Below are 21,172 nucleotides of genomic sequence, written 5' to 3'. Positions count from 1 at the left end.
CGCCGCCCGCTCAGGCGGAGAACTGCCGCATCAGCCGCACCCCTTGGGCCGCCGTCATGTGCGGCAGGTAGGCCTTGCCGATGGCGCGGGTGATGGCGGGGAGGGCGGCCGGGTCCGGATAGGCCATGTACATGGGGTGGTACTGCGGCTGGAACTTGGATTTGAAGTTCAGCAGCGACCGGAAGCCGTAGACCGGTTCGAGGACCTTGCCCCCGTAGTCGAGGATCCGCTGGAGCGCGGCCGGCGGCTCCTCCGTGGCCTTGCGGGCGAGCGGGGCGCCCGAGAGGCTGAGGAAGCGGGCGCCCTCCTCCTGGAAGCCGAGCGCGGCCGAGGCGATGAGGAATTCCATCGAGCCGCGGAACCCGGCGGCCCGGCGCCGCATGAAGTCCAGCGTCCAGCCGACCGGCCGGCCCGCTTCGTAGACCGGCATCCAGCTGGTGATGCCGTGCACCGTGCGGTCGGCGTCCACGGCGATCAGGCAGCGCACCGCCGGGTCGTCGAGCTCGTCCAGGCCGCCCAGGGTGAAGCCCATCTCCGGCAGTCCCTTGTCGGCGACCCACTCCTCGGAGATCGAGCGCACCTGGTCGGTGATGGCGACCGGGGCGTCGGGGTAGGACCACCACTCGGCGGTGATGCCCTCCTTCTTCGCCTTGTTGAGGGCGGTGCGGACGTCCTGCCACTTCTTGCCGGTGAAGGCGAGGCCGGGCAGGGGCACGACGGTGTCCTCGGCGACCTGCACCGAGCGCCAGCCCAGGGCCTCGGCCGCGGCGCGGGACTCCTCGCCGACGCTGTAGAAGCACGGCGTCCAGCCGCGCTCGTCGCAGTGGCGCGAGAAGCCCGCGACGGCGGCGGCCCGCGCGTCGGGCACGCCGAAGGGTTCGCCGGTGGTCAGGGCCACGGTGGCGACCACCCGGTAGGCCACGGCGGCCCGGCCGTTCGCGTCGAACCAGTAGTAGTTGCCGTCCCACGTGGTGAGGTAGCTGAGCGTCGAGCCGCCGTGTGCGACGAGGAGTCCGCGGGCGCGCACGGCGGCGTCGGCGTCGGTGTGCAGGCGCGGGCGGCGGAAGGTGACCAGCAGCGCGATCAGGGTGACGAGCCAGAAGACGAGCCCGCAGTAGTGGAACAGGGCCTGCGCGGTCCCGCCGACCGGGACCGGCCAGTCGGTGAAGGTGGCGAGCAGCGTCGGCGGCAGGAACTCCGAGGCCAGGCCGGAGAAGAGCACCGACGGCGTGGCCTCGGGGTCGTACTGGTCGCGCACCGCGTAGCCGATCCCGACGTAGGCGGCGCAGGCCAGGACGAGCGCGCCGCCGGTGACGGCTGCGAGCCTGCGCGTGGCGGAGCGCGGCAGCCGCAGGTCGAAGCGGGCGCGGGTGACGATCAGGAGGACGACGATCAGGACGGGCAGCAGCATCTGCTCCGCGAAGGCCTGGGCGTACGTGGAGCGTTCGGCGGGCTCGGCCCAGCCGGCGGGGTGGCTGAGGAAGTCGTGCAGCCACCAGGAGAAGAGGGCGATCCAGGCGAGGTGGACGAGCACGGCCAGCGTCCAGGCGAGCCGCAGCCCGCGGCGCAGCCCCTCGGCGAGGACGAGCATGAGCGCGGGGACGAGCACGGCCATGACGGTGGCAGGGGAGTCGTAGAAGTTCCGCAGGGCGTGGACGAAGTGGCAGTCCTCCTCCGAGGCGGCGCAGGCCTCGGTGACCTCCTGGCCGGTGGGCTGCACCGAGACGTAGAGCTGGAAGGAGTTGAGGGGGCCGTAGGCGTCCCGGTAGAGGATCGCGACCATGGGGCCGATGGCGGCGGCGGCCACGACGAGCGCGACGAGGACGCGGGCCTCGGTGTGGGAGGAGTGCCGCAGGCGCAGCGGCCCGGTCCGGTGGTACAGCAGGGCGCCGATGACGAGGCCGACGACGGCGCCGCCTAGGCGGAGGACGCCCTGGAGGTGGCCGACGTAGAGGGCCATGACGAGGGCGAAGGCGACGATGCCGAGGCGGGTGCGGCGCCGCCACAGGGCGGTGAGCCGGTAGCTGAGGACGCCGCCGACGGCGAGGGCTCCGACGGTCGGGGAGACCGCGAGGTCGCCGGCGAGCTCTTCCAGCCACCACTCCCCCGCGACGTTGCCGAGCTGGACGGCTCCCAGGCCGAGAAGCGTGCCGAGGATCTGGCCGCCGATGAGGACGGCTGCGGTGCGGGCCACGCCCAGGCGCCGCTCGGAGGGGGTGACGAGCAGCAGGACGATGACGGTGGCGCCGATGTAGCCGCCGAGCCCGGGGCACCACAGCAGGGAGCTGACCGGGGTCCACCAGCGGCCTTCGGCGAGTGCGGGGACGCCGACGCCGACGTGTTCCATGCGGTGCGGGCCCGGCCCGCTGCCGAGGCTGCCGGTGGCCGCCCCGACGATCCACAGGACCGCGAGGAAGGCGAGGGTGAAGGGGGCGTGGCGGACGGGGACGAGCAGCCGGTCGAGAGTGACGCGCCAGGGGTGGGTGCTGTCGCCGGTGGTGGGTGCGGGCGGCGGGGCGGTGGTCTCGCTCATCGGATCAGCCCCGTCTCGCGGGAGATCCACGGCAGTTGCCTCTCCAGGCCCGGCCGCCAGACCTGCCAGCTGTGGCCGCCGGGGAGCAGGACCCATTCGGCCCGCATCCCGGCCTTGACGGCCGCGTCGTACACCTTGCGCTGCTGAGGCCGGTAGGTGTCGTCGCTGCTGCCGGCGACGAAGGCGGCCTTGGTGCCGGGGAAGCGCTGCCGTGCCATGACGTCGAGGGGGTTGACCGCGGTGAAGGCCGCCGTGTCGCCGCCGAAGGCCGCCTCGACGGTCTTCCGACGGCTGCCGAGCGTGGGCGCCTCCTGGCCGGAGATGTCGTTGACGACGCCGTAGACGTGCGGGGCGTTGACGCCGAGCTGGATCGAGCAGGTGCCGCCGAAGGAGATCCCGGAAATCACCCAGGAGGTGCGGGCGTCGGCGACCTGGAGGTGGGAGCGGATCCAGGCGGGGACGTCGGTGGCGAGGTAGGTCTGGACGTTGCCGAGCTTGGAGTCGAGGCAGAGGGTGTTGGCGAACTGGGAGCCGAGCGGGTCCACGACGACGATCACGGGCGCGAGTCCGCGGTGCTCGCCGGCGAAGGCGTTCATCATGTCGACGAGCCGCCCGGAGTTGATCCAGTCGTCCGGGGACCCGGGCTGGCCGGCCATGAGGACGACTACGGGGAGCAGGGGGCGCGGGCTGGCCCGGTATGCGGGCGGCAGGTAGACATAGGCGCCGCGGGCGTCGAAGCCGGACCGGGTGCCAGGGATGGACGACTTGGAGAGGGTGCCGTTCCCGGCCATGCCCGGGGGCGGGTGCCAGACGTCGGAGATGGTCTTGCCCGCGGGGACGCGCAGGGCCGGCTCGGTGCGGCCGGTGGCGTCGGTGATGCTCGTGGTCTTCGTGAGCCAGGAGTTGAGGGCGGAGCGCGCGGTGGGGTACTGGTCGAAGTGCTGATTGATCTCGGAGGCTCCCAGGAGCACGGCCAGGAGGGCGGCGAGGACGGCGCCGGCCCAGTACCGGGGGCGCAGCAGCGGGATGCGGAAGGCGGCGAGGCAGACCCCGAGGACGGCGATCCCGGCCCAGATCACCACGTTGAGGGGCAGGGGGTCGGGGAAGGGCTGCCACCAGTCGTCGACGGCGGTTCGCAGGAGCCAGGTGAGGACGGCGGCCAGCAGGACGGCGAGCGGGGCCCACCGGGTCCACCAGGTGCGGCGGCGGGAGAAGAGGAGCACCGCCAGGGCGCACAGGCCCACGGCCAGCAGGGCGAGCGGAATCCATCCGCTCACCAGGGACCAGTCCAGCGGGCCTGCCGCTATCCGCATCCGACGCACACCTCCCCGAAAATGCTACATATCCCCATAAAGTCAGCAACTCGGGAACGCACTCGGCACCTCGGGAACGCACGTCGCAGCTCTTGCCGGTGGAGGTGTGCGGTGGGAGATTCTCGGTGGCCCCGTACGGCCGTTCAGCCGAAAGGACCCGGCTGCACAGCGTTCTCCCCCACAGGAGATGCCTCGTGCCCGCGATGTCGACTCCGCAAGGCCCTCAGGAGCGCACGGACGAATTCCCCGGACCGGGGCGGGAGGATTCCCGGTTCCGCACGGCGGACTGCCCTTATTTCGCGCGACAGGATTCGAATACGCCCGGCGCACACGGGGAATCCGGCGCACTCCCCCGCGCACGCGCACGGCTGCGATGCCGCGGGCAGGGAAGAGCGCCGGGCGGCGCAGGAAAAGAGCGGGCCACAGATCATTTTCCTTCCCGGCGCCGGTCCCCTCCCGCTCCGTAACGGCCCGTAAGGCGCTGGTATTTGATCCATGCCATGCACATGCATATCCGGCACGGCGAGCAGAAGGACCGTTTTTCGCATGCTGCCTGGTGAGGCCGGAACTCCGCGCTCATCCTGCCGCCGCGTCCACCCTTCTCGAACATGAATCCATGTCATTCGTATGGTCATCGCATCGCCCTCGATCAAGTAATACGCTCCGAAAAAAGTGGCCGGAACAAATATCCCCCGGCCCAACCCGGCCATGATTCGCTGACCGCGTATGTACGCATACCGCCCGACCACGGCGAGGAGAGACTGATGGCCGAAGTCAAGAAAATGATCACGCCGACGCCCACGGCGTCGTCGCGCCCCTGCGGGTTCGTCTCGCCCGACAAGGGCAACGCACCGACGATCACGCCGGTGCCGAAGGCGGAGTCCGTCACGGAGGCCTCCGAGACGAAGGCGCCGGCCACACCCGCCTAGCCGTCCCGGCGCACCGGTTCCGACGGGCCCGCCGCGATCCACGCCCGCGGCGGGCCCGTTCCACGAGCGCGCTCCCCCGGCCCGTCCCGGCCCGTTCGATCCCGCACCGTTTCCAGGAGGAAGTCCACCGATGTCGGCTCCGGTTTACCAGTCCTCCCGTTACGTCCGTACGATGCGCACCGCCAAGGACCGTGACTTCGCCCGGTTCGGCGGCCGGCTCGACGCCTACGACGGCACCGAGCGCACGGTGGCCTTCCACTCCCTCTTCGGCAACGCCCGCCTGGTGGACCGCGACACGGTCGAGCTGCTCCGCGAAGCCGCCGGCGGCATCCCCCTGGACCTGCTGCGGGAGCGGGCGGGCAGCGAGGCGGTCGACAGCCTGATCGAGGCGCAGTACCTCGTGGAGGCCGGGCACGACGAGGCGGCGCAGATCGACGAACTCCTCGCCGCCCGGGGCGAGGCGCTCAGCAGCGGCGTCTTCCACTCCTCGATCCAGCTGGTGCTGACGAACGCGTGCAATTTCTCCTGTCAGGGCTGTTTCGCCTACAACTTCGACGGCGGCGTGGAGGAGCGCAACACGTCCGGGGAGTCCGTCAAGCCGGGCCCGGTCCTCGTCCAGCTGCGCACCGCGCGCGGCGACAGCGGCCCGACGCTCGCCCGCGGCGACTGGAACGAGGGCACCGACGGCGCCCGCAACCCCTCGATGCACATGTCCCCTCAGGTGGCGGAGAAGACGCTGCGGGAAGCGGTGGCGCTGCGCAAGGCCAACGGCGGCGGCGAGCTCACGGTGTCCTTCTTCGGCGGCGAGCCGACGCTCGCCCGCAATACGATCCTGCACATCCTGCGCACCTTCGGGCACTTCCACGACGGCGTCTCACTCTCCTACGACATGACGAGCAACGGCTCGCGCATCGACGCCGAGCTGCTGCAGGCCCTGGCCGACCACCGGGTCTCCACCACCGTCTCGATCGACTACCTCGTCCCCGAGACCGGCGAGTTCCGCGGCGGGCAGCAGCAGCGCACGCCGTGGCCGGTGGTACGCAAGGCCATCCTCGACATGAAGGCCGCGGGCGTGCCCGTCAGCATCACCACCGTCCTGTCGCAGTACACGTGGGACAAGTGGGGCACCCCGCTGATCGACTTCGTCGCCGAGGCCGGCCTGGACTCCCTGGACGTGATCGTCTCCTTCCAGGCCCGCGAGTTCTTCGAGCAGCACAGCCCGCACGACGTGGCGCAGAAGCTGCTGTCCGCCGTCGACTACGGGCGCGAGCGCGGGGTCCAGCTCAGCGGCTACTGGTACCAGACGTTCCAGATGATCGCCGACGAGGCGAAGTGGGCCGCGCAGGCGGACTACAAGACGTGCCCGGCCGTGGGCCGGCAGCTGTCCATCGAGCCCAACGGCAGTGTGTTCGCCTGCAAGGCGACGGCGCGCAAGCTCGGCACCATCGACGACTGGCGGGGGGTGTTCAACTCCTCGGCCTACCGGGACTACGGCATGCGCGCCTACACCAACGGGCCCGGCTGCCAGGGCTGCGAGCTCCAGGGCACGTGCTCGGGCGGCTCGGCGGGCGCCCTGGAGGAGGAGAACGGGTCCATCCAGGTCATGTCCCCGGGCTACTGCGCGTACATGCGCGAAGTCGTCCAAGGGCTGCTGGAGCGCCACCACGCCCAGTTCTGCGCGGGCCTCTGAGGAGCCCGGCCATGCCGACGATCGGACTCAACTTCGGTCACGACGGTGGCGCGGCACTGGCTCAGCGCCAGGGGCTCCACGTCATCGAGGGCGAGCGGCAGGTGGGGCTGCGGCACGTGTGCGGCGGCAACGCCCGGTTCGCCGGCGAGATCGGCGACTGGGTGAACCGGCTGCACGCGCTCGCCCGCGGCCCGGTCACCACGGTCGCCGTCGCCGACTGGTACACCCCCGCGTGCCGGATCCTGCCCGACGGGCTCGTCGAGCTCGTCTCCGAGGACATCACCTGGAGCCGCCCGGGCGACGCCCTGGCCACGTCCGTGCTGCGCCCGGTCAAGTCCGTGGACTGGCCGCTCGCCGACGGTCCCGCAGGCCCCCTGCCCGTCGTGGCCGTCCGCCACCACTACGCGCACGCGGCCCTGGCCTACTACACCTCCGGGGCGGCCAAGGCCCTCACGCTCGTCCTGGACGGCACCGGCAACTACGCCGAGTGCGGCATGGTGTGCCTGGGCGACGGCCCGTCGCTGACCCCCGTCCTGTCCTTCAGCAACCGCACCGGCCCCCGCTTCGGGCTGGTCTACGAGGCCCTGGCCCGCAGGGTGCACGGCGGGCAGTTCGACACGGGCAAGCTGCTGGGCCTGGCCGCCACCGGCGCCACCGACCCGGACCTGCTGCCCGTGCTGCGCACGATGCTCGCCGGGGAGCGCGCCCGGCGCACCGCACCCGGCCTCCTGGCACCCCTCGGCGACCGGGCGCCCGCCGGCAGCGCCCTGCGGTACGAGGACACCTGGTACCCGTACGACGAGGACGCGGGCGGCTATCTCGACGGGCTGCTGGCCGACGCCACCGACGACGACGTCGTGCACTCCTACGGAGGGGTGTTCCCCGACGAGATCCGCACCCCGCGCGGGCACCGCTACCTCGTGGGCCACAGCCCGGGCGACCCGGTCTGCCGCACCCTGGCCGCAACGCTCCAGACCGCCGTGGAGGAGGATCTCGCCCACCTCGTCACCGGGCTCCACGAGCGCTGGCCCGGCTATCCGGCGCTCTGCTACGCCGGGGGCTGTGCCCTGAACATCACGGCGAACACCCGCATCGCGGAGAGCGGCCTGTTCACCCGGGTCTCCATCCCCACCTGCTGTGACGACTCCGGGATCGCGCTGGGCGCCGCGCTGGCCGTGGCCGCGCCGGCGGACCGGCCGGCAGCCGGCGGGAGCCGCACCGGAGCGGGGCCGGCCTACTGCGGCCCCCGGCTCACGGCGCGCGACCCGCTGCCCACCGGGCGGACCCGCCTGACCCTCGCGAGCGACACCGCCCTCGTCGACCACGTGGCCGCCCTGCTCGCCGGGCGCAAGTGCGTGGCCTGGCTCGGCGGCGGCATGGAGACCGGGCCGCGGGCCCTGGGGCACCGGTCGCTGCTCGTCTCACCGCACTGGACCGGCGCCCGGCGGCACGTCTCGCAGACCATCAAGCGCCGCGAGTGGTTCCGGCCTGTGGCCCCGCTGTGCCCCGCCGAGGTGGCCGACGCGTACTTCACCGGCCCGCTCGACCACACCGACACGATGCTGTTCGCCGTGCGCGTCCGCGAGGAGCAGGCGGAGCAGCTCGCCGAGGTGCGGCACATCGACGGCACCGCGCGGCTGCAGACCGTGCACGCAGCGGAGCACCCGCTGCTGCACCGCCTGTGCCACGCGCTGGCCGGCCGCACCGGCCTGCCGATCCTCATCAACACCAGCGCCAACGGCGGCGGACGGCCCATCCTCAACGACCTCGGGGACGCGCTGGAGCTGCTGGACACCACGGCGCTGGACGCCGTCGTCCTGGCCGACGAGCGGGCCGTCATCACCTGAACGGACCAGGTGACCGCCGCCCCGCCCGCACCGCCCCGCCCGGCCCGACCGCCCGCAGAGCACGAGCCACAAGGAGCACCGAACATGGCGAGGACCCAGCTCAGGGACATCCGCAAGGAGCTGCCCCTGCGTGTGCTGTCCCCCGAGGACTGGGAGCACTGGATCACCCGCGGCTACGTCGTCGTCCGCCGGGCCGTGCCCGCCGGCAACGTGGAGCGGCTGGAGAAGGCCCTGTGGGAATTCGAGGACATGACCCCCGGCGACCCCTCCACCTGGTACGCGGGCCGCACGGACAACCAGCGGCTGCCCGGCCACAGCGGGCTGGTGGAGATCTACAACCACCAGGCCATGTGGGACAACCGGCAGACGCAGCGGGTGTACGACGCGTTCGTCGACATCTGGGACACCACCGGCCTGTGGGTCGTGATCGACTTCGCCAACGTCAACCCGCCCAACCGCGGCAGCCGTGAGTTCGGTGGGTTCGTCCACTGGGACGTCGACACCTCCCGGCGGCCGCTGCCCATCAGCTGCCAGGGCGTGCTCTCGGTCAGCGCGGGCGACGAGGAGATCGGCGGCTTCCAGTGCGTGCCCGGCATCTTCGAGAAGCTGGACGGCTGGCTGGAGGAACAGCCGCCGGACCGCGACCCGATGACGCCGGACATCAGCGGCTACGAGATCGAGACGCTGCAGGTGGACCCCGGCGATCTGATCATCTTCAACAGCCTGCTGCCGCACGGAGTGCGCCCGAACCGCTCCGCGGACCGGGTGCGTATGGCACAGTACATCTCCATGGCGCCCGCCCTGGAGGACGACGCCGCGCTCCGGGACAGCCGCGTACGGTTCTGGCGGGACCGGATCCCGCCGCACGAGCACGAGCACCACGGAAGCCCTCGCAAGAAGGAGCGCGAGCTCTACGGGCGCGCCGAGCTCACTCCGCTGGGCGAGCGGCTCCTGGGGCTTACGAGTTGGTCGTGACCGCGCCGGGCGGCGGGGCCGCGGGGCACGGCCGGACGCGGAGTGAGATCCCTTGACCGAGACCGGGGCACCGGCCCGCAAGCCCGTGCTGGGCAGCCGCTTCCACTGGCTGTGGTCGTCGTCCGTGGCGTCCAACGCCGGGGACGGCGTCACCCGCACCCTGCTGCCCCTGCTGGTGGTCGCGAGCCACCCGCAGCCGATGGTGGTGGCCGGGCTCACCGCGGTCAACATGCTGCCGTGGCTGCTGTTCGCGCTGCCCGCGGGCGTCCTGGCGGACCGTCACGACCGGCGGCGCATCCTGCTGGTCAGCAACGTCACGCGCGCGGCCGCGCTGCTGGCGGCCGTCGCGGCGTTCGCGGCGGGCACGTCGCTGGCCGTGCTGTACGTGCTGTCGTTCGTCCTCGGGATCGCCGAGACCCTGGCGGAGACCGCGGCGCCCGCGATGCTGCCCGACATCGTGGAGTCGGAGCACCTGGAGCACGCCAACGGCAGGCTGTTCGCCCCGCAGATCATCCTCAACGAGATGGCGGGCCCGCCGCTGGCCGGTCTCCTGGTCGGGGTCGGCGCGACCCTGGCGCTGGCGACGGGCGGGGCGCTCTACGGGCTCGCCGCCGTCCTGCTGCTGGGCCTGGCCGGCGTCAAGGCGGCCCCGCGCACGGCGCCCCCGCCCGGCACGTCCGCGGCCCGGTCCCTGTGGCAGGACCTGCGCACGGGGGTCGCCTTCGTGCTCACGCGGGCGGCGCTCACGCGCACGCTGGCGGCCAGCGCCCTCTACGGCCTGGTGTACTCCGCGACGTTCTCGATGCTGGTGCTGCTCGCCTACCGCACCCTGCACCTGCACGCCACCGGCTACGGCCTGCTGCTGACCGTCGGCTCCATCGGCTCGATCGCCGGGACGTGGCTCGCGCCCCGGCTGGCGCGGCGGCTGCCCACGCTGGTCCTGGCGCAGTGGTCGCTGATCCTGTCGGGCGCGGCCTACGCCGGCCTGGGGCTGGCGGGGAACACGGTCCTCGCAGGTGCCGCGATCTTCTGCAACGGCGTCTTCATGATGAGCTGGAACATCCCGGTTCTGTCCCTGCGCCAGCGGTTCGCGCCGCCGGAACTGCAGGGCCGCGTGATGAGCGTGTCACGGCTGTGTTCGTGGGGAACGATGCCGATCGGAGCGGCCCTCGGCGGCCTGCTCGCCCGCACCACCTCCGTCACCACCGTCTTCGTCTCGTCCGGGGCCGTCCTGATCCTGGGATCCGTCGCCCTGCTCGCGCCGCTGCGCCAGGACATGCTCACCGGCGAACAGCCGGAGTCCTCCCGCGTACCGCATCAACATCAGCAGCAGCACACCGACACCGACACCGACACCGAAAGAGGAGAGCATGACCGCGGAAGCGTATGACACCGTGATCGTCGGCGGCGGCCCGGCGGGCCTCAACGCGGCGCTGTACCTGGGCAGGTCGCGCAGGCGCGTCGCCCTCGTCGACTCCGGCGACGCCCGGAACATGGCGGCGGGCGTCATGCACAACATGCTCACCAACGACGGGGTGACCATCGCGGACTTCCGCGCCCGCGCCCGCGCCGAAATCTCCCGCTACGGCGTGGAGTTCCTCGACGACGAGGTGATCACCGTGGCGCCCGAGGGCGACCGCCTGGTGACGACGGCCAAGGAGGCCGGGGCGCTCACGAGCCGCACGGTGATCTACGCGGCCGGAGTGCGCTCCAAGCTGCCCGACGTGCCGGGGCTCGCCGCGCTGTGGGGCAAGGGCGTCTTCGAGTGCCCGTACTGCCACGCCTACGAGGTGCGCGACGGCTCCTTCGGCGTCTACGGCGGCGCGGTGCCCGGCGAGTGCCTCGCCGCGACCCTGACCGCTTGGACGTCCTCGCTCACCTACCTGTCGGACCGGCGGGAGCTGCCCGAGGAGGAGCGCGGATACCTGGCCGCCTCCGGGGTGGACACCGTGCCCGACGAGGTCGCCGGCGTCTCGGCCCACCCCGACGGGGTGGCCGTCGAACTGGCCGGCGGGCGCTCGCTGTCCTTCACGGCCCTGTTCCTGCACATGGACACCGAGCCGCGCGTGGAGCCGCTGCGCCCCTGGCTGCAGGCCGCCGACCTCACCTCGGTGCAGACCGACGAGCGCGGCCGGACCTCGCTCCCCCGCCTGTACGTGGCCGGCGACCTGGGCAAGAACATGCAGCAGGCGGCCATGGCCGCGGCCAGCGGCGGCCTCGCCGCCATGGCCGTCAACGCCGACCTGATCCGCGAGGACCGGCCCGGCGCGCTCTACGACCTGCCGCCCGCCGCCCACTGACGCCGCGTCCCCGCCGCCCGCCACCCGCCGCCCGGACACCCGAGGAGAGCCCTGCCCCATGAAGTCCCCGCGCGCCGAACTCGTCCCCCACATGGAGCACTACACCTTCGTCCTGGAGGACCAGCCCTACATCGGCTTCTTCCAGTACGGCAACGAGCGGACCCCGGTGTACTCCACCGACTCCTGCGGATTCCGGGTCACCCACACGGCGGACGGGCCCGCGACGGTGGCCGACGGCCGCCCGCCGGGTCCCGTCCGGCTGCTGGCCGGCAGCTCGGCGGTCTTCGGCGTGGGGGCGAGCGGGGATCACGCGACGCTCTCCTCGCGGCTGGGCAGCCACCACGCCCCGGGGCTTCCGTGGCTCAACTTCTCGGGCCAGAGCCTGAATTCGGCGCAGGAGCTGATGCTGCTGACGCTCTTCCAGCACCTGCTGCCCGAGGTGGCGGAGATCGTCCTGGTCTCCGGCGTCAACAACCTCGTGCTCAGCCGCCTGCCCGCGGCGCAGCACGGCCGGCACGGCGCCTTCTTCGAGTGCGGGCCCGCGCCGGACGCGTCGGCGGTGCCGGGCCCGGCCGAGCGGATCGCGCACGCCACCGGGCTGACGGTCCGCCACCTCGGCGGGTGGAAGCTGCTGGCCGGGGCGCTCGGGGCGCGGCTGACGTTCGTCCTGCAGCCGCTCGCGCCCTGGGTGCGGGAGGAGCCCGCCGCCCAGGAGAAGGCGCTGTTCGACGAGCTGGACGACGTCTCCAACTGGCGCCGGCTGCACAACGACATCGCCTCGATGGACGTCGGCCGCGCCTACGCGGCGGCCCTGCGCGAGGGCTGTGCGGGGCTGGGGGTGCCCTTCCTCGACATGAACGAGGCCCTCGGGGCGGCGACGGCTCCTGCGGACTGGCTGTTCGTGGACCGGGTGCACTGCGTCGACGCGGGGTACGACGCGGTCGCCCGCGTCCTCGCCGACCGCCTCGGCACGCTCTGAAAAGCCGGAAGGACACCGCGAGGGGAGGCATCGCATGGCACTGCTCCGCAGGATCCTGGCGCGGCTGCTGCGCCGCAAGCGGGCGCTGAAGCCGCAGCCGGCGGACGACGCGTCCATCTACCCCATGTTCTGAGTGGGAGGGGACTGAGCGGGAGGGGACGCCACGTGACGCAGCTGGTTCTCGGCCTGTCGGCCTTCTATCACGACAGCGCGGCCGCGCTGGTCGCCGACGGCGTCCCGGTCGCGGCCGCGCAGGAGGAGCGGTTCAGCCGCAGGCGGCACGACCCGTCCTTCCCGCACGAAGCGGTCGGCTACTGCCTGCGGGAGGCCGGGGCGGACCTCGGTGACGTCTGCGCGGTCGCCTACTACGAGGATCCGGCGCTGAAGTTCCGGCGGGTGCTCGCGACGTACGCGGGGGCCGCGCCGCACGGCCTCCCGTCGTTCCTGGACGGGATGCCGGCGTGGCTCGGCTGGAAGCGGCACGCCACCCGGGCGGTGCGCGACCACCTCGCCGGACCGCAGGGCCGGGCGGTGCCGGAGGTCGTGGCGCGGCGCCACCACGAGTCCCACGCCGCGTCCGCGTTCTTCGCAAGCCCCTACCCGTCGGCCGCCGTGCTGTGCGTCGACGGGGTCGGCGAGTGGGCGACGACCACCGTGTGGCAGGGCGTGGGCACCCGGCTGCGGCACCTCGCGGAGCTGCGGTTCCCGCACTCGCTGGGGCTGCTGTACTCGGCGTTCACCTACTTCTGCGGGTTCAAGGTCGACTCGGGCGAGTACAAGCTGATGGGCCTCGCGCCGTACGGGACGCCGCGATTCGCGCCGCTGATCCGGGAGCAGCTGATCGACGTCAAGCCGGACGGCTCGTTCCGGCTGGACCTGCGCCGCTTCGAGTTCCTGCGGGGTCAGGTGATGACCGGCCCCGCTTTCGAGCAGCTCTTCGGCGGCCCGCGGCGCCGGCCGGAAGGGCCGCTGACCGAGCGGGAGTTCGACCTGGCGGCCTCGGTGCAGCAGGTGACGGAGGAGGTGGTGGCCCGGCTGGCCCGCACCGCGCGACGGCTGACCGGGGAGCCTCGGCTGTGCCTGGCGGGCGGCGTCGCGCTCAACTGCGTGGCCAACGGCAGGCTGCTGGAGGACGCGGGCCTGACGGAGCTGTGGGTGCAGCCCGCGGCCGGTGACGCCGGGGGCTCGCTCGGGGCGGCGCTCGCGGAGGCCCACGAGCGGGGGGCGCCCCGCGCGCACCTGGGCTCCGGGCGCGACGCGATGGCCGGCGCGCTGCTCGGTCCGGCGTACTCGGACGACGAGATCGGCGCGTACCTGGACGCCCACGGGATCCCGTACGAGCGCCCGGGCTTCGACGGCGTGGCGCAGCAGGTGGCCGGTGCGCTGGCGGGCGGTGCGATCGTGGGCTGGTTCCAGGGCCGTATGGAGTTCGGGCCGCGGGCGCTGGGCTCGCGGTCCATCCTCGCCGACCCGCGCGACCCGGGCATGCAGTCGGCGCTCAACCTGCGGACGAAGTTCCGCGAGTCGTTCCGGCCGTTCGCGCCCGCCGTGCTCGCCGAGGACGCGAAGGACTGGTTCGACCTGCGCCAGGAGAGCCCGTACATGCTGATCGTGGGCCGGGTGGCGACCGCGCAGCGGCTGGCCGCCGAGGTGCCGGAGGGGGTGCGCGGCCTGGATCTGCTGCGCGTGCCGAGGTCGACCGTCCCGGCGGTGACGCACGTGGACGGCTCGGCGCGGGTGCAGACCGTGGACGGGCGCCACCCGCGGCTGCGCCGGGTGCTGCTGGCGTTCAAGGAGCGCACCGGCTGCCCGGTGCTGGTGAACACGTCGTTCAATGTGCGCGGCGAGCCGATCGTCCGTACGCCGCGGGAGGCCTACGCGTGTTTCATGCGGACCAACATCGATCTGCTGGCGCTGGGCGGCTTCCTGCTGCGCAAGGAGGAGCAGCCGCCGTGGCAGGAGGAGCGGGACTGGCGTGGCGGGATCCCGATGGACTGACTGCCGGGGAAGGAGGTGTGACGCCGTGCGGACGGTGCTGCTGACCGCGGTGTACTACCTGGCGGTCACCCCGTGGGGCTGGTGCCGGCGGAGGGTGCGCGACCCCTTGGCACGGCGCCGGCTGCCACGGGCGCAGACGTACTGGCACTTCACGCCGGGGAGCGGCCCCGGGGAACGCTGACGGCGGGGCCGGGCGGGACGGGTTGCGGCCGGGGCGGGCGTGCCTATCGTGGAAATCAATCATGACGCACGTCACCGGCCCGGACGGTCAGCCCCGGGCGCCGCGCCTGCCGCATCGCGCGCGCCTCCTCGTCGTGGCGGCGTACGCGCTGCTGGGCACGGCCGTCGTGATGGACCTCGCGTCGGACCCGCGGTGGACGGTGTCCCCCGTCCTGGCCACCGCGCCGGTCCTGGCCAGCATCGGCTCCCGGAAGGCGCGGGTGCCGATGCTGGTGGGCCTGGGGGCACTCGTGCTCGTCGCCCCGCTGGCGCTCGCCGACGACCAGGTGCCGGCGCTCGTCCACCTGACGTCCGGCATCACGGTGCTGGCCATCACGTGCGTCAGCACCGCGAACGTCCTGCTGGTGGCCACACGGGAGCGGGAGCTGCTGCAGTCGCGGTCGGTGGCGGAGGCCGCGCAGCAGACGCTGCTGCGGCCGCCGCCGGAGCGGATGGACGGGCTGCGGGTGGCGGTGCGCTATCTGGCGGCCGCCGCGGAGGCGCGCGTGGGCGGCGATCTGTACGAGGCGCTCACGACGCCGTTCGGGACGCGGCTGCTGCTGGGGGACGTGCGCGGCAAGGGGCTCTCCTCGATCGACACGGCTGCGGCCGTGCTGGGGACCTTCCGGGAGGCTGCGCAGGTCGAGCCCTCCCTCGCGGCCGTGGCGGGGCGCCTGGACGCCGCGATGTGCCGGCGGCGGCCCGGCGAGGAGTTCGTGACCGCGGTCCTGGTGCAAGTGGCCGAGCCGGGCCGGGCGGAGCTGGTGAACTGCGGCCATCTGCCGCCGCTGCTGTACCGGGCGGGCCGGGTCAGGGAGGTGCCGACGCCGGTCCCCCAGCCGCCGCTGGCGCTGCTGCGCATGGTGGACGACGCGTACCGCGGGCAGGCCTTCGTGTTCGAGCGGGGCGACCTGCTGCTGCTGTACACCGACGGGGTGACGGAGGCACGGGACGCGGCGGGCCGCTTCTACCCGCTGGCGGAGCGCCTGGCCGGCATGCCGGAGTCGGCCCCGGCGCCGCTGATGGACCGCGTCGTCGCGGATCTCCTGGCCTACGCGGGCGGCGAGCTGTCGGACGACGCGGCGCTGCTCGCGGTGCGGCGCGAACAGTAAAGCTGCTCAACACAACGGTGATATCTGCCTCTTGGCGGTTCCGCCTGCGGTGCATAGCGTCGTTGGCATGCAGACGATCACCTTGGGCGGAGTGGACATCACCCGCATCGTGGAATGGCACTCGCCGGTCGCACCCGTTCCCGCCGTCTTTCCCTCCAGCACCCCGCGGATGTGGAAGGAGAACGAGTCGTGGCTGGCGCCGGACTTCTGGCGTCCGGCCACCGATCAGCTGGTGTGCAACGTGCAGACGTGGGTGCTGCGCAGCGAGGGCCGTACGGTGCTCGTGGACACGGGGCTGGGCAACGACAAGGACCGGCCGCACATGCCGGACTGGTCGCAGCTGAAGACCGGCTACCTGGAGCGGCTGGCCGCCGCCGGGGTCCGTCCCGAGGACGTGGACGTCGTCGTGAACACGCATCTGCACTCGGACCACATCGGCTGGAACACCCGGTTGCAGGACGGCGTGTGGGTGCCGACGTTCCCGAACGCGACGTATCTCGTGGCCAGGGCCGACTTCGACTACTGGAACCCGGACGGCCCGCACACCCCCCGGGGCGTCCTCGGGGACCTGAGTCTCGCCGAGGGTGTCGCCGAGGTGTTCGAGGACAGTGTGCTCCCTGTGCACCGGGCCGGGCAGATGGTGCTCTGGGAGGGCGACGGCCACCGCATCGACGCGGGGCTGAGCCTGGAGGCCGCTCCGGGGCACACGCCGGGCTCGGCCGTGGTGCGGCTGGAGTCGGGCACGGAGCGCGCCCTGTTCATCGGCGACCTGGTACACAGCCCGCTGCAGATAGCCGAGCCCGACTGCGACACGTGCCTGAGCGAGGACCAGGCGCAGGCCACCCGCTCGCGCCGGCGGTTCCTGGAGGAGGCCGCCGACACCCGGGCCCTGGTGTTCCCGGCGCACCTGCCGGGCCACGGCGCCGCCGAAGTGCGCCGGGAGGGCGGGAAGTTCGCGCTCGCCCGCTGGGCGGCGTTCGACCGCACGGAGGACGGGGACCCGGGCCCGTCCTGACGCGGCCGGCTGTTCTCCCGGCGAAAACCGACGGGCCGGCCCTTCCGGAAGGGCCGGCCCGCGGTGTCGACCGCGCAGGTGCGCTACTTGCCCGGCGTCTTGCCCGCCCGGACCGTGAAGGGCAGGTCCTGGTGGAAGAAGGACAGGTCGCCGTTGCCCACCGTCAGGCCCGCGTCCGCCTTGGTCACGTCGCGCGGGGCCGATCCGGCGACGGCGACCCGCAGCCGGTAGGTGGCGGTGGCGCCCGGCGCCAGCGGGCCCTTGGTGACCGGCAGCAGCGTGGCGCTCATGCCGGGGTCGCAGCCGCCGGCGGCGAGCTGCACGCGCTCCCAGCCGTGGCCGGGCCGGTACTGCTGCAGGACGAGGTCCTTGGGGGCCAGGGCGTGGGCGGTGCCGGCACCGTAGGCGAAGTAGGAGGCGTACAGGGAGGGGTAGGGGCGGTTGGTGGTGTTCTTCACCGTGAGGGTGAAGGGGGCGCTCGCCGCACCGCCGCGGCTGAGCGCAGTGCCGCTCTTCCAGCCGCCGGCCGAGACCTCCGGCCGGGTGGCCGTGGCGGTGCGGGCCGGGGCGCGGTGGGTGCGGCCCTTGCCGTCCTCGACGGAGGTGGTGACGGTGACGGTGCCCGGGCGGTCGAGGTCCTGGATGCGCAGGGCCACGCTGTGCGGGCGGGACGCGCTCGCGTCCGCGGTGAGGGGGAAGGTGAAGACGCCGTGCGTGTTGGAGCCGGACGGACGGGTCTTCAGGTCCGTCCAGCGGTGGGTCTTCGGCACGTAGCGCTGGATCACGAGGGAGTCGGTGCCGAAGCCGCGGCTGCGGACGTCGAGCCGGACGGTGCCCTTGGAGACGGGCGTGCGCAGTGTGACGCCGGCGCGCGACCACATGCCGATGGGCAGCTGGGAGGGCAGGCTGAAGGAGATCTTCTCCGCAGCGGTGCCGACCGCGGCCGCCGGCGGCTCGGCCGTGGCGGCGCCGGCTGCGGCGGCCCCGGCGGCGGAGGGCCGGTGCGGCTCCTGGTCGCTGCCGCAGCTCGGTGCCGTCCGCGTGCTGCCCGCGGCCGGTATGGCCGCGGCCGTCCCGGGCGTCCCCGCGACGAGGATCAGCCCGGCCGCGAGCGCGGCCACCGATCCCATGGCGCCCCGCACCGCCGACGACCGCCGCTGCGCGACTCTTCGTGACATGTACCGCCCCCTGCTTCCGGGTCGTACGCACACCCGTGCGTCTCTGACGTACGAGATTGTCTTCCGTAGCTGATGGTTCCCTGTGCCACCGGAAATACCGCGGAATCTCGTAGTTGTGCCGCGCATCGGTTCGGCGCGACACCCCGGATGCCGCAAGCCCGGGACGACAGCGTGCCCCGGCGCGCGGTGCACCGGGGCTACTGTACGGCGGTCCGGGCTATGTGAGTGCGGGTCAGGTGGTGCCTTGCGCCTGGATCTGCAGGAGCGAGGCGGCCAGCTGGTCCACCTCCTCGGCGGTGTTGTACAGGGCCAGCGAGGCCCGGGTCGCGGCCTCCAGCCCGTAGTGGCGCAGCGAGGGCTGGGCGCAGTGGTGGCCGGCGCGGACGGCGATGCCGTCCTGGTCCAGCCTGCGGGCCACCTCCATCGGGTCCCGGCCGGCGAGCGTGAAGGTCAGCACCGCGATCTTCTCGGGCGCGCTGCCCAGGAGGGTGAGGCCCGGTACCGCGGCGAGGGCCTGCCGGGCGTGGCCGAGCAGCGCGGTCTCGTACGCGGCGACCGCCTCGCGGCCGAAGGAGGTCAGCCAGTCGATGGCGGCCTTGAGCCCGACGACGCCGGAGATGTGCCCGGTGCCGGCCTCGAAGCAGTGCGGCGGCGGCGCGTAGGTCACCTTGCCGAACTCCACCTGGTCGATCATGTTGCCGCCGCCCTGCCACGGCGGCATGGCGGCCAGGATCTCCGGCTTGGCGTACATCGCCCCGATGCCCGTGGGTGCGTAGAGCTTGTGCCCGGAGAAGACGTAGAAGTCGCTGTCCAGGTCCTGGACGTCCACGGGGAAGTGGGCGACGGCCTGGGCGCCGTCCACGAGCACCTTGGCGTTGTAGCGGTGGGCCAGTGCCGTCATCTCCTTCACCGGCGGCACCGTGCCCAGCACGTTGGAGGCGTGGCTGATCGCGACGAGCTGAGTGCGGAAGGAGAGCAGGTCGGCGTAGGCGTCCTGGTCGATGCTGCCGTCGGGCAGCAGCGGGATCGGCACGACCCGGGCCCGCCGCTCCTTGGCGATCATCTGCCAGGGGACGATGTTGGAGTGGTGCTCCAGGGTGGAGACCAGGATCTCGTCGCCGGGGCCGAGGTTGGCGCGTCCCCAGCTCTGTGCGACGAGGTTGACGGCCTCGGTGGTGCCCCGGGTGAAGACGACGGTGCCGGGTGACGGGGCGCCCAGGAAGTCGGCGACCGCGGCCCGTCCGCCCTCGTACATCTCGGTGGCCTCGCGGGCCAGGGTGTGCGCACCGCGGTGGATGTTGGAGTTGGCGGTGGCGTAGTAGGCGGCCAGGGTCTCGATGACCTGGCGGGGCTTCTGGGTGGTCGCGCCGTTGTCGAGCCAGACGACGGGGCGTCCGTTGACGGGCCGCTGCAGGACGGGGACGTCCTGCCGTGCGGCCTCGGGGGTGAACCCGCCGCTGCGGGTGGCAGCGCTGCCCGCGGTGGGCTGCCGGGGCACGGCCGGCACCGGGGCCATGCCCGGGGCGTGCGCGCCCCACGACATGTCAGGAGTAGTCATGGTACTTGGACACCTCGACGTTCTGGAGCACGGCGAGGGCGTCCTCGACCAGCACCGCGGCGTTGAAGTAGGCCGTCATCAGGTACTGGGTGATGCCCTTCTGGTCCATGCCCATGTTGCGCATCGACAGGCCGGGCTCGACCTCGTCGGGCACCTTCGAGGGGCGCAGGCCCACCACGCCCTGCTCGGCCTCGCCGACGCGCATCAGCAGGATCTCGGTGGTGCCGGCGCCGTTCGGGCCGGTGATGCGCACCTTGTCGGAGGGCAGCAGCGGGACGCCGCGCCAGGTCAGCAGGGGGCTGCCGAAGCGGTTCTCGATGACCGGGGGCACGCCGCGGCGCGTGCACTCGCGGCCGAAGGCGGCGATGGCGCGCGGGTGGGCGAGGAAGTAGGAGGGCTGCTTCCAGACCCTGCTGAGGAGCTCGTCCATGTCGTCGGGGGTCGGGGCGCCGGTGCGGGTCTGCACCCGCTGGCCCGGGGCGACGTTGTTGAACAGGCCGAACTCGGGGTGGTTGAGCATCGACCGCTCCTGGCGCTCGCGCAGCGCCTGGACGGTCAGGTCGGCCTGGGCCCGGGTCTGGTCGATGGGCTCGTTGTAGAGGTCGGCGACGCGGGAGTGGACGCGCAGCACGGTCTGGGCGAGCGTCATGTGGTACTCGCGGGGGACGTCCTCGTAGTCGACGAAGGTGCCCGGCAGGTCGGGCTCGCCGACGTGCCCGGCGGTGAGGTCCACCGGCACCTCGGAGCCGGGTGCGGTCCGCTCCCCGGCGTTGAAGGCGGCGAGGGCGGCGCTCAGCGCCTCGTCGCGCCCGGCCAGCCGGGCCAGGTGGTCGCGGTCGGCGCAGAGCGCGGTGCCGGGGGTCAGGGCCTGGACGCGGTAGGGCGCGGGGCGGCCGTGGGACCAGGAGTCGAGGTCGAAGAACTGGCCGTCGCCGACGACTTCGAGGAGCGCGTCCTCGCCGTAGCGGCCGGTGGCCCGCTTCTCCGCCCGGCCCTGGACGAGGACCCACAGCCGGCCCGTGGTGTCGCCCTCCTCGACCAGGGTCTGCCCGGCCTCGAAGGAGACCTCGGTGAAGGAGGCGGCCAGTTCGCGCAGGAGGTCCTCGCCCGCCTCGCGCAGGTAGGGGATCTCCCGCAGGTCCTCCGGGACGATGTGGTGGGCGTCGTCGTTCCGGTACGTGGTGATCCGGTCGTCGCCGAGTATGAAGGTCCGCCGGCGGTTGACGCGGTAGATGCCGGACTCGACGTCCACCCAGGGCAGGGCGCGGAGCAGGTAGCGGGGCGTGACGCCGCGCATCTGCGGGGTGGTCTTGGTGGTGGTCGCAAGCTGCCGTGCCGCGTCCGGGCTGAGACTCAACCGGTCGTTCATGAGGACCTCCTCGTGTGGGTAACGAGGATGATCGTCTTGTTGGAAACATTGCGTTCACAAGACTGCAGCAATGCGTCATGGCTTTAAAACACCGCCTGTTGACGAAGCGGCAGATCCATGCAGAAGTGAACTCGCCCTGACCGGTGGGTTCCTGATC

16 protein-coding genes are annotated in these 21,172 nt (G+C 72.8%); 11 read left to right on the top strand and 5 right to left on the bottom strand.

Annotated features, from left to right (window positions below):
- Window positions 1–10: 10 nt before the first annotated feature.
- The gene (locus FGW37_RS31225) at window positions 11–2,533 is read right to left on the bottom strand and encodes a bifunctional lysylphosphatidylglycerol flippase/synthetase MprF (protein WP_179084138.1); all 2,523 of its coding nucleotides are present in this window, start codon (window positions 2,531–2,533) and stop codon (window positions 11–13) included.
- Entirely contained in the window at window positions 2,530–3,846 is a 1,317-nt protein-coding gene (locus tag FGW37_RS31220) for an alpha/beta hydrolase (RefSeq protein WP_179084137.1), read from the bottom strand. Before FGW37_RS31220 ends, FGW37_RS31225 begins: the two co-directional genes overlap by 4 nt.
- Window positions 3,847–4,610: 764 nt before the next feature.
- Between FGW37_RS31220 and FGW37_RS31215 the strand changes: the two genes are divergently transcribed.
- From FGW37_RS31215 to FGW37_RS31165, 11 genes are all read left to right on the top strand, one after another.
- Complete coding sequence (locus FGW37_RS31215; RefSeq protein WP_179084136.1) at window positions 4,611–4,775, top strand: hypothetical protein; 165 nt, start codon at window positions 4,611–4,613, stop codon at window positions 4,773–4,775.
- A 130-nt stretch (window positions 4,776–4,905) separates the two neighbouring features.
- On the top strand, window positions 4,906–6,465 hold the full coding sequence (locus tag FGW37_RS31210; RefSeq protein ID WP_179084135.1) for a radical SAM/SPASM domain-containing protein: 1,560 nt from the start codon (window positions 4,906–4,908) through the stop codon (window positions 6,463–6,465).
- 11 nt (window positions 6,466–6,476) lie between these two features.
- On the top strand, window positions 6,477–8,312 hold the full coding sequence (locus FGW37_RS31205; RefSeq protein ID WP_179084134.1) for a carbamoyltransferase C-terminal domain-containing protein: 1,836 nt from the start codon (window positions 6,477–6,479) through the stop codon (window positions 8,310–8,312).
- An 84-nt stretch (window positions 8,313–8,396) separates the two neighbouring features.
- Window positions 8,397–9,287 (top strand): phytanoyl-CoA dioxygenase family protein, encoded by an 891-nt coding sequence (locus tag FGW37_RS31200; RefSeq protein WP_179084133.1) that lies wholly within the window; start codon window positions 8,397–8,399, stop codon window positions 9,285–9,287.
- A 52-nt stretch (window positions 9,288–9,339) separates the two neighbouring features.
- A complete protein-coding gene (locus FGW37_RS31195) occupies window positions 9,340–10,677 on the top strand; it encodes an MFS transporter (RefSeq protein WP_179084132.1) in 1,338 nt (445 codons plus the stop codon).
- Complete coding sequence (locus tag FGW37_RS31190) at window positions 10,658–11,587, top strand: NAD(P)/FAD-dependent oxidoreductase (RefSeq protein WP_179084131.1); 930 nt, start codon at window positions 10,658–10,660, stop codon at window positions 11,585–11,587. The genes FGW37_RS31195 and FGW37_RS31190 overlap by 20 nt, the downstream gene beginning before the upstream one ends.
- Window positions 11,588–11,645: 58 nt before the next feature.
- Window positions 11,646–12,566: an SGNH/GDSL hydrolase family protein gene (locus FGW37_RS31185; RefSeq protein ID WP_246430660.1), complete on the top strand. Its 921-nt coding sequence runs from the start codon at window positions 11,646–11,648 to the stop codon at window positions 12,564–12,566.
- 165 nt (window positions 12,567–12,731) lie between these two features.
- Window positions 12,732–14,564, top strand: a complete 1,833-nt coding sequence (locus FGW37_RS31180; RefSeq protein WP_179084130.1) for a carbamoyltransferase family protein — start codon at window positions 12,732–12,734, stop codon at window positions 14,562–14,564.
- A 25-nt stretch (window positions 14,565–14,589) separates the two neighbouring features.
- On the top strand, window positions 14,590–14,745 hold the full coding sequence (locus FGW37_RS31175; protein ID WP_179084129.1) for a hypothetical protein: 156 nt from the start codon (window positions 14,590–14,592) through the stop codon (window positions 14,743–14,745).
- Window positions 14,746–14,806: 61 nt separating this feature from the next.
- A complete protein-coding gene (locus tag FGW37_RS31170) occupies window positions 14,807–15,895 on the top strand; it encodes a PP2C family protein-serine/threonine phosphatase (RefSeq protein ID WP_179084128.1) in 1,089 nt (362 codons plus the stop codon).
- A 67-nt stretch (window positions 15,896–15,962) separates the two neighbouring features.
- The gene (locus FGW37_RS31165; protein WP_179084127.1) at window positions 15,963–16,910 is read left to right on the top strand and encodes an MBL fold metallo-hydrolase; all 948 of its coding nucleotides are present in this window, start codon (window positions 15,963–15,965) and stop codon (window positions 16,908–16,910) included.
- Window positions 16,911–16,993: 83 nt separating this feature from the next.
- On the opposite strand, the gene FGW37_RS31160 is transcribed toward FGW37_RS31165, so the two are convergent.
- The 3 genes from FGW37_RS31160 to FGW37_RS31150 all read right to left on the bottom strand — a co-directional run bounded on the left by FGW37_RS31160 (window position 16,994) and on the right by FGW37_RS31150 (window position 21,015).
- Entirely contained in the window at window positions 16,994–18,088 is a 1,095-nt protein-coding gene (locus tag FGW37_RS31160; protein WP_246430659.1) for a hypothetical protein, read from the bottom strand.
- A gap of 232 nt (window positions 18,089–18,320) precedes the next feature.
- Entirely contained in the window at window positions 18,321–19,646 is a 1,326-nt protein-coding gene (locus tag FGW37_RS31155) for a cysteine desulfurase (RefSeq protein ID WP_179084126.1), read from the bottom strand.
- Window positions 19,633–21,015, bottom strand: a complete 1,383-nt coding sequence (locus FGW37_RS31150) for a family 2B encapsulin nanocompartment shell protein (protein ID WP_179084125.1) — start codon at window positions 21,013–21,015, stop codon at window positions 19,633–19,635. Before FGW37_RS31150 ends, FGW37_RS31155 begins: the two co-directional genes overlap by 14 nt.
- Between the last annotated feature and the right edge of the window lie 157 nt (window positions 21,016–21,172).

This window comes from Streptomyces rectiverticillatus, assembly GCF_013394065.1.
Taxonomy (GTDB): Bacteria; Actinomycetota; Actinomycetes; order Streptomycetales; family Streptomycetaceae; genus Streptomyces; species Streptomyces rectiverticillatus.
This window is presented reverse-complemented; position numbering and strand designations above follow the sequence as displayed.